We start from the raw sequence: 6,530 nt of genomic DNA on the forward strand, positions 1-6,530 counted from the left end.
GTTTCTGCCGGACGCAGCGTACTGCCGGGTCAACTGATAGGCAAGTGCTACGCAGGAAAGCCCATTCGTGAGGATGGGAAGCCCGCGCTGTACCGATAGGTCAGCGCCGGGAGATGTCACTTAACAAAATGGGTGATCAATTGGAATAATCTCTGGGGAAAGCTATATTCAATCATTTTGGATTAATGACCTAATTCACTTAAAAATAAAAACTTAAGTGAGGTTATTTTCGTGCTTTTCTAGAGGAGTGTTTCCATTGGCCGATTTTTTTGAACATCCGATTCTGAATTCCCCCTACATTTATCCCTCTCGACATTGGGAATTAGATGAAGACGGTCAGCCAACGAATCAAATTCTCAAACAGCGACGACGCGCTGAGTTTATTACACCCGTCCCGAAACCGAAGAAGCGCAAGGGGTCTAGAGGCACACAAAAAGAACTGGTTTTGGATACAGGTGACGGTTTATCCACAGAAGAACAGCAGTATGATCCGACCCCGATTATCAACGGCATCCGAGACCAGGTGAATGCTTGGCGTCAATTATCAGATCCCAAAGATTGGAGAGTAACGCCGGAAACAGCGCGATTGCTTCAACATTGGCGGAATTACGATTTTCAAGGCATTCGTCCGTTTTTTTGTCAGGTGGAAGCAGTGGAAACAGCAATCTGGTTGATGGAGGTGGCGCCGAAGTTAGGGAAGAAAGGGGAAAGTTATCTGAATCATCTGGTTAATGCGAATGAGCAAGCCAATCCAGAAATTTATCGGACAGCGTTGAAGTTGGCGACAGGCGCGGGAAAAACGACTGTTATGTCGATGTTGATTGCTTGGCAGACGGTTAATGCAGTGCGTCGTCCGCAAAGTAAACGCTTTACACGGGGATTCCTCATTGTTGCCCCAGGTGTCACAATTCGCGATCGCCTGCGAGTTTTACAGCCCAATGATCCTGATAGCTACTACGAAAATCGTGAGTTAGTTCCCAATGATATGTTGGGTGACATCCAAAAAGCCAAAATTGTGATTACGAATTACCATGCTTTCAAACTGCGAGAACGTATGGAAGTTTCAAAAGGGACCAAAGCTTTACTGCAAGGGCATGATGGGGAACTCAACACCTTAGAGACGGAAGGACAAATGCTCCAGCGGGTGATGCCGGAATTGATGAGCATGAAGAATATTGTGGTGTTGAATGATGAGGCGCACCACTGCTATCGGGCCAAACCAGACAGCGATGACGAGGAAGGAACGCTGAAAGGGGATGAGAAAGATGAAGCGAAGAAAAATAATGAAGCGGCACGGCTTTGGATTTCGGGTTTAGAAATTGTGCAACGGAAGCTGGGCGTTAAAACCGTCTATGACTTATCCGCGACGCCGTTTTTCTTGCGAGGGTCTGGTTATGCAGAGGGAACGCTTTTCCCTTGGACGGTTAGCGACTTTTCTCTGATGGACGCGATCGAGTGCGGTATTGTTAAACTGCCCCGCGTCCCTGTAGCGGATAACATTCCTGGTGGCGAGATGCCGAAGTTTCGGAATCTCTGGGAACATATCCGTCAAGAAATGCCGAAGAAAGGGCGAGGCAAAACAGGTCAAAAACTTGATCCGTTAAGTATTCCGTCTGAACTGCAAACGGCGCTCGAAGCCTTGTACGGTCACTATGAAAAAACGTTCCAGTTATGGGAAGAAGCAGAAATTAGCGTTCCTCCTGTTTTCATTGTGGTTTGCAACAATACGTCAACCTCGAAGTTAGTCCATGACTATATCGCAGGTTTTCATCGCATGGGTAATGATGGAGAAAGTGAAACCTATCATCAAGGCAGACTTTCTCTATTCCGCAACTACGATGAGTATGGCAATCGCCTGGCACGTCCGCGAACCCTGTTAATTGATAGCGAGCAACTGGAATCGGGTGAAGCCCTTGATAAGAATTTTCGAGACATTGCAAGTGAAGAAATTGAACGCTTTCGGCGTGACTTAGTGCAACGGACGGGAGACACAGCGGCGGGTCAAAAGATATCCGAGCAAGATTTACTGCGAGAAGTGATGAACACCGTTGGCAAGAAAGGTCGTTTAGGAGAATCGGTGCGTTGTGTGGTTTCGGTATCGATGCTCACGGAAGGGTGGGATTGCCAAACAGTTACTCATGTTTTGGGAGTACGGGCATTTGGGACGCAACTTTTGTGTGAGCAGGTGGTGGGACGGGCTTTGCGCCGACAATCTTACGATCTCAATGAAGAGGGTTTATTTAATCCTGAATATGCCGATGTCTTGGGCATTCCCTTCGATTTTACCGCCAAGCCAGTGGTTGCCCCTCCCAAACCGCCTAGAGAGACGATTCAAGTTTGTGCGGTGAAACCGGATCGCGATCATCTCGAAATTCAGTTTCCCCGTGTGGAAGGGTATCGGGTGGAATTACCCGAAGAACAGCTTTCTGCTCACTTTTCCAGGGATTCTGTCCTCGAATTAACTCCGAATCTCGTCGGTCCTTCCATTACTAAAAACCAAGGGATTGTTGGCGAAGGCGTGGATCTAACCATTGATCATTTGCAGAAAATGCGACAGTCAACGATTCTCTTTCATTTGACGAAGCATCTCCTCTACAGCAAGTACCGCGACCCTGGAGAAGAACCCAAACTTCATTTATTCGGTCAACTGAAACGCCTTACCCGCCAGTGGCTGGATGGTGGGTATCTCAAGTGCAAAGGAGGAACGTATCCCGCTCAGTTGATTTATCAGGAAATTGCGGACATGGCGTGTGAGCGGATTAAGCAGGCGATTACGGAGTCGATTAAGGGAGAACGCCCGGTGAAAGCAATCTTGGATGCCTATAATCCCACTGGATCGACCTCTTATGTCAACTTCAACACCTCTACTCCCAATCGTTGGCAAACCAATCACCGATCTTGCCATATCAATTGGATTATTTGCGACAGCGACTGGGAAGCGGAATTTTGCCGCGTTGCGGAAGCGCATCCGAAAGTTCATGCCTATGTGAAAAACCACAATTTAGGTCTGGAAGTGCCGTATTTGATGGGTTCAACGCCGAGGAAATATTTACCCGATTTCATTGTGCAAATTGATGACGGACAAGAGCATTATCTCAATCTCATTGTCGAAATCAAAGGGTATCGCGGGGAAAATGCCAAGGAAAAAGCGAATACCATGCGGACTTACTGGATACCAGGGGTGAATAACTTAGGCGGTTTCGGACGCTGGGCATTTGCTGAGCTAACCGATGTCTACAAAATCGAATCTCAATTTAACAAACTAATGGATCAATTGACTGCTGCGAAGGCGGCTTAAGAGCAAATTATGGCAACGAAAAAAAAGCAATCCCAAGCCAAACAAGTTGAAACCTTAACCCATAAAAAAGCGAACCGCACTAACATTCCCACCGCAGAGTATGAGTCGGTGGTTCCTGAAGAGCAAAAGACGCCAATCCAAGTCGCTTATGAACGTCGCAATCGCGATTTAGATCCGCAACTCACCTGGCGAGGAAAAGATGAGCAGGATTGGTCGGATTTAGTAGTCAATGCACCGCCCCTCTACATTCAGGAAAAGGTACATCCCAAGGTTTTAATTGATGATTTAATCAAGCGGAGTAAAGAGCGTACAGAAGCTGATCAAGACAAACAATTTGACCTCTTTGCCGACTTCAACGGCCTTCCTGATTCAGCCAAAGCCACAGAATTTTACCAGCATGATGCGAATTGGACAAACCGCCTGATTTTAGGGGACAGCTTGCAGGTAATGGCTTCGCTGGCGGAGAGGGAAGGATTGCGGGGAAAAGTGCAGTGTATTTATCTTGATCCGCCTTATGGGATTAGTTTTAACTCAAATTTTCAGTGGTCAACGACAACACGGGATGTGAGAGATGGGAAGACGGATCATATTACCCGTGAACCAGAACAGGTAAAGGCGTTTCGGGATACGTGGCGCGATGGGATTCATTCTTATTTGACGTATCTCAGGGATCGCTTGACAGTTGCAAGGGATTTATTAAGTGAGAGTGGCTCAGTTTTTGTTCAGATTGGAGATGAAAATGTTCATCGAGTTCGTATTATTCTAGATGAGATTTTTGGAGACGAAAATTTCGCTGCACTTATTACTTTTCGTAAGAAAATGATGCCGTTGGGGTCAGATGTTGCTGAAGGAGTTAGTGATTATATTCTTTGGTATTCAAAAAATAGAGAGTCTATTAAAAGCCATCCAATTTTTTCAGAAAAGATTAGTGAAGGTGAAGCTGTATGGTCACAGATGATTTTACCTGGTGGATATCGTACTCGTCTTTCCAAAAATGAGCGGGAAAATCACTCTTTATTATCAAGCAAAGCTAAAGTATATCAACCTATTTCCTTACTGCCAGCGCAATATAGACCAAATCAAGATTTTAAATTCAACTTTGAAGGACGCAACTGGAATCCACCTAAAAAGAGTAGTTGGAAGACAGACTTTTCAGGGATGTCTCGTCTAAAATTGGCTAGAAGAATACATCCAAGTAACTCCTCATTAAGATATGTTCTTTTCCATGCCGACTATCCAGTTGGTCGAATAACCAATTTATGGGCAGATTCTAGCGGTGCAACACAGCAAGTTTACGTTGTGCAAACGAATACGGAAGTAGTTAAACGCTGTATTTTAATGGCTACAGACCCTGGAGATTTAGTGCTGGATCCAACTTGTGGTTCAGGAACAACCGCTACTGTTGCCGAACAATGGGGTCGTCGGTGGATTACGATTGATACTTCTCGTGTTGCACTCGCTCTTACCCGCGCCCGTCTGATGGGAGCAAAATATCCTTACTACCTATTGGCAGACTCTCCCGAAGGACAAAAAAAAGAAGCAGAAATTAGTCGCACCACTCCTTCTAATAGTCCAACCTATGGGAATATCCGCCAAGGCTTTGTCTATGAACGAGTTCCCCATATCACTCTAGGTGCCATTACTAAAAATAGTGAAATCGACGTAATCTGGGAAAAATATCAACCCCAAGTGACCCCAGCCCTGGAAAATCTTAACAATGCCCTCAAGGGTCATCAAACCCCCTTCCAAGTAACCACTGGCGGTCGAGACGGAAAAACGGTTGATTTTACCGCTAATGGCACGGTTAAACTACCATCAGGAGAAGAAGCCCCTGCTAACGCCTTACTGGAATGGGAAATTCCTCGGGAAAAACCAGAAGATTGGCCCAAGGAAACCCAGCCCTTACTCGATGCTTTCTGGGAAGCGAGGATTAACCGTCAAAAAGAAATCGACAAGTCCATTGCAGCCAACGCCGAACAGGAAATTCTCTACGATAAACCCTATGAGGATAAATCGAAGGTGCGAGTGGCGGGTCCCTTCACCGTAGAAAGCCTTTCTCCCCATCGTGTTCTCACAGTCAATGAGAATGATGAACTGGTGGATGGCAATCAGGAGGAATCCCCCGACAATTCAAAAGGGGACTTTGCCAGTATTATCCTCGAACATTTGAAAACCTCTGGCGTACAACAAGCCCACAAGGAAGACAAAATCAACTTTACCTCCATCAACGGCTGGCCAGGGGAATACATTTGCGCGGAAGGAACTTACCTCGAAGGCGAGAGCGAAACCGAAAAACGAGCGGGAATCTTTATCGGTCCTGAATTTGGTACGGTTTCTCGACCGGATCTCGTTGCAGCAGCAAGAGAAGCTGGGGATGCAGGATTTGATGTTCTGATTAGTTGTGCTTTCAACTATGATGCTCACTCGGCTGAGTTCAATAAATTAGGACGCATCCCAGTGTTAAAAGCCCACATGAATGCGGAACTACACATGGCCGATGACCTGAAAAATACAGGGTCTGGCAACTTGTTCGTCATTTTTGGTGAGCCTGATATCGAAATCAAACCTGTTGAAGACAATCAAATTCAAGTCCAGATTCACGGCGTTGATGTGTTTCATCCCCAATCTGGAGAAGTGCGTTCTAGTGGTCCCGATGGCATTGCTTGCTGGTTTATCGACACTGACTACAACGAAGAAAGTTTCTTTGTGCGCCACGCCTATTTTCTGGGAACAGGCGACCCCTACAAATCACTAAAAACAACGCTCAAATCAGAAATTGACCAAGAAGGCTGGGATAGTCTTTATAGTGAAGTGTCCCGTCCTTTTGAAAAGCCAGCGTCGGGACGCATTGCGGTGAAAGTAATCAATCATTTGGGCGATGAAGTGATGAAAGTGTTTAACGTGGATTAAAGGAGAACATCAAAAGTGAAATGAATAACCACACTGAAAATATCAATTTAGAACAGATCAAACAACAAATTCGTTATCTAACTAACCAAAACGGGAAAACGACAGATGTATTAATTCCTCTAGAAACATGGGAAACAATTCTAGAAGCATTAACGGCAGAATATGATCTAATAGACAGCAAAGAAGAAATCATTGCCGACCGTGAACTACCCCAACCTGCTATCGCGAGGTTGGGGCTTCCTACCCATCAAACTGCGAAACGGTAGCTGTCTTACGACCTCTACTATCTCGACTTACATTTGGGCGATAGGCGATCTCCCCC

General features: G+C 45.8%; 3 protein-coding genes. All 3 read left to right on the forward strand.

What is annotated here, in order from left to right; translation table 11 throughout:
• The first annotated feature begins 256 nt into the window (after positions 1-256).
• The 3 genes from GVY04_19410 to GVY04_19420 are packed head-to-tail and all read left to right on the forward strand — an operon-like array spanning position 257 to position 6,474.
• Positions 257-3,298 (forward strand): DEAD/DEAH box helicase family protein, encoded by a 3,042-nt coding sequence (locus tag GVY04_19410; GenBank protein NBD18219.1) that lies wholly within the window; start codon positions 257-259, stop codon positions 3,296-3,298.
• A gap of 9 nt (positions 3,299-3,307) precedes the next feature.
• Positions 3,308-6,208: a site-specific DNA-methyltransferase gene (locus tag GVY04_19415; GenBank protein NBD18220.1), complete on the forward strand. Its 2,901-nt coding sequence runs from the start codon at positions 3,308-3,310 to the stop codon at positions 6,206-6,208.
• 41 nt (positions 6,209-6,249) lie between these two features.
• Positions 6,250-6,474, forward strand: a complete 225-nt coding sequence (locus tag GVY04_19420; GenBank protein NBD18221.1) for a hypothetical protein — start codon at positions 6,250-6,252, stop codon at positions 6,472-6,474.
• The last annotated feature ends 56 nt before the right edge of the window (positions 6,475-6,530 follow it).

The sequence above is a fragment of the Cyanobacteria bacterium GSL.Bin1 genome, assembly GCA_009909085.1.
Classification (GTDB): domain Bacteria; phylum Cyanobacteriota; class Cyanobacteriia; order Cyanobacteriales; family Rubidibacteraceae; genus Halothece.